At 70.2% G+C, this 3,148-nt stretch carries 4 protein-coding genes; 1 reads left to right on the forward strand and 3 read right to left on the reverse strand.

Translation table 11 applies throughout. From position 1 onward, the window contains the following. The 3 genes from AC5RUJ_RS13430 to AC5RUJ_RS13440 all read right to left on the reverse strand — a co-directional run. On the reverse strand, nt 1–416 hold a 416-nt coding region (locus AC5RUJ_RS13430), incomplete at its 3' end, for a dihydrofolate reductase family protein (protein WP_494155996.1). Further along, on the reverse strand, nt 413–1,357 hold the full coding sequence (folP, locus tag AC5RUJ_RS13435; RefSeq protein ID WP_494128640.1) for a dihydropteroate synthase: 945 nt from the start codon (nt 1,355–1,357) through the stop codon (nt 413–415). The genes AC5RUJ_RS13430 and folP, both read right to left, overlap by 4 nt. Then, the gene (locus tag AC5RUJ_RS13440) at nt 1,354–2,604 is read right to left on the reverse strand and encodes an NAD(P)/FAD-dependent oxidoreductase (protein WP_494128639.1); all 1,251 of its coding nucleotides are present in this window, start codon (nt 2,602–2,604) and stop codon (nt 1,354–1,356) included. Before AC5RUJ_RS13440 ends, folP begins: the two co-directional genes overlap by 4 nt. Before the next feature lie 181 nt (nt 2,605–2,785). Between AC5RUJ_RS13440 and AC5RUJ_RS13445 the strand changes: the two genes are divergently transcribed. Continuing rightward, nucleotides 2,786–3,148, forward strand: a 363-nt coding sequence (locus tag AC5RUJ_RS13445) for a helix-turn-helix domain-containing protein (protein WP_494155997.1), incomplete at its 3' end; no start/stop codon positions are given.

Below are 3,148 nucleotides of genomic sequence, written 5' to 3' on the forward strand. Positions count from 1 at the left end.
CTGGTCAACACGATCGGCCGCACGGGCGCGGCGGTGAAGAATGCGCTGCCCGGGTCCAGGTCCAGCGACGCCGAGACCACGGCGACAGGCGGATGCGCACTCATGCCGCGGGCGAGGCGCCAGGCCTGGGACTCCGCCGAGAGCAGCTCGCCGCCGTAGCCTTCGGCCCGGATCGTTCCGGCACCGACCACCAGGACATCGGCCAGCCTGCGCAACAGCAGGAACACCCGCTGGTCCACCTCGTCGCCCAGGGTTCCGGAGCGGCCGGCATAGGTCGAGGCGCCGTCCAGGCTGGCCACGAAATTGAAGCGGACCCACGGGCCGGAGCGGGGGAGATCGCCGTACCAGGCCAGCAGCTGCTGGTCGGTAGCCTGCTCCGGCCCAGGCGGCAGGAGGCGCCGGATCGGGCGCGTCACGGCGCCGCCGGTTCGTTGACGTCGCCCATGTTGTGCCTCAGGCAGGACGGTTCCCGCCAGCCCATCACGGCCTCGGTCATGCGGATGGCCGAGCTGGCTTCCGCGACGTTGTGCATGCGCAGGATCCGCGCCCCGTTCATGATGCACATGACCGCTGCGGCCAGCGAGCCGGAGAGCCGTTCCTGCTTGCGCTGCGCCAGCGTCTCGCCGATGAAGTCCTTGTTGGACACCGCCGCCAGCGCCGGGTAGCCGAGGGACGCGATTTCGGCAAAGCGCCGGGTGATTTCCAACGAATGCAGCGTGTTCTTGTTCAGGTCGTGGCCCGGGTCGACGATGATTTTCCCGGCCGGGATGCCCAGGTCCAGGGCCAGCTGCACCTTTCGTCGCAGGAACCCGGCGACGTCGTCGACCACGTCGTCGTAACGGGGGCGGGGAAAGACGGTGCGTGGGGCGGCGAGCGAGTGCGTGATGACCAGATGCGCCCCGCCTTCCGCCACGACCGCCGCCAGCTCCGGGTGGTGCAATCCGGTGGTGTCGTTGATGACGTTGGCTCCGGCGCGGATGCTCGCTTCGGCCACCTCGGGCAGGAAGGTGTCGGCGGAGATGATGGCGTCCGAACCGGCCCGCACGGTCTCGATGACCGGGACAACCCGCTCGGCTTCCTCCCGCGCTGACAATGCCGGGCCCGGGGCGAACGGCACGCCGCCGATGTCCACCCAGTCCGCGCCCGCGGCCACCGCCGCCAGGGCGGCGTCGATGGCGGCCCGCCGGGTGAAGGTGCGGCCGGTGTCGTAGAAAGAGTCGGGGGTGCGGTTGATGATGGCCATCAGCGCCACCTGGCGGCGGAAGTCGATCCGTCGGACACCGAAGTCGTGCACCGGGTGGTACAGCTCGGGCAGGAAGGCGCTGGACGGCGACCGCGTCGTCAGTGGCTGGCTCACAGGCTGGTCAGCTCCTTGTCGGGATTGGACAGGTCCGCGGCATCGACGCTGCGGCCGGAACGGATCAGGTCCTGGATGGGCTCCTGGACGTCCCAGATATTTACATTCATACCAGCCACCACCTTGCCCTCGCGCAGCCAGAACGCGATGAACTCCAATGAGTCCAGGTCCTGGTGGTTGCCCCGGAACACCGGCTCGCCCCGCGCCGACCAGGGGAAATAGCCGGAGTACTCCATGCCGATCCCGAACTGGTCGGTGTAGAAGTACGGGATGTCGTCGTTGGACGCGTCCTGGCCCAGCATGGCGGCAGCGGCGGTCTTCCCTTGGGCCAGGGCGTTCGCCCAGTGCTCGCTGCGCAGCGGGCGGCCGTAACCGGGATGGTAGGCATGGGCAACGTCGCCGGCAGCGTAGACATGCTCGGCGGAGGTGCGCAGGGTCTGGTCGGTGTCAATGCCGCTGGACACGGCCAGCCCCGCAGCTTCGGCCAAGGCGGTGTTCGGGACGGCGCCGATGGCCACCAGGACCAGGTCGGCGGGCAGGCGCTCGCCGTTGTCCAGGACAATGCCGGCGACCCTGCCCTCCCCGCCGTTGCCGTCCTCGCCGAAAATTTCCACCGGCCAGCGACGGGTGCGCAGCAGGACGCCCTCGCGGCGGTGGGTATCGGCGAAGATGCTGCCGATGGCGTCGCCCAGGGCGGGGGCGAGCGGGATGTCGCCGCGGCCCAGGACCGTGACCTCGTTGCCGAGCTGGCGCGCCGTGGCCGCAACCTCCATGCCGATCCAGCCCATGCCGATCACGACCAGCCGCTGGTCCCCGGAAGCCAGCACGGCGTGCAGGGCCCGGCTGTCCGCCAGCGTGCGCAGGTAGTGCACGCCGCCCAGCCCGGCGCCGGGCAGTTCCAGCCTGCGCGGCGATGCCCCGGTGGCCAGCAACAGCTGCGAGTACTCCAGGGTGCCCGCATCGGCGAGCGAGACAGTACGCGCAGCGGGGTCGAAGGATTCCACCGTGGTGCCGCGCAACAGTTGGACGCCGTGCTCCGCATACCAGTCGGGCTGCTGCACGAGCCCCGACTGTTCATCCTCCCGGCCCGCCAGAAAGCCCTTGGACAGCGGCGGACGAAGATAAGGGTGCTGGTCCTCGGCGCCGGCCAGCACGATCTCGCCGCCGAAGCCGCCGCTGCGCAGCTCCCTGGCCGCTGTCGCACCGGCCAGGCCGGCCCCGGCGATGACGATCGGTTTCCCAGCCATGGCAGCGCTCCTTCATGTGCCGGCGGGCACGCGGCGGGTCCGCCCCCTGGCCGCCGATCTGATGGAAGCACCGGCAGCTGCCTGTCGGGGCAGGGCCAGATGTTCTAAAATGGGTACATCCGACTTTAGAAACCGGTTCCGGATAAGTCAATGCACCCCCCCCCCCAGCGGAAAGGACCCCATGGCCGACCAGCCGCCACCCGGACTCCCCGCCGTCTCGGCCCTGGGCGACGACGTCCGCCGCCGCCTCTTCGAATTCGTCCGCTACAGCGCCGAACCGGTGACCCGGGACCAGGCAGCCGCCGCCCTGGATTTGCCGCGCAGCACCGTGTCCCTCCAACTGGACGCGCTCGCCGGGCACGGACTGCTGAGCATCGAGTTCAGGAAACTCAGCGGCAAATCAGGGCCGGGCTCCGGCCGGCCGGCCAAGGTGTACGCGGCGGCGGTGCCGGAAGTATCGGCCTCCGTGCCGGAACGTGCCTACGGCCTGGCCGGCGAGTTGCTGGCCACGGCGGTCGAGGAATCGGCCAGGACCGCCCGCCCG

This window comes from Arthrobacter sp. Y3223164 (assembly GCF_059091005.1).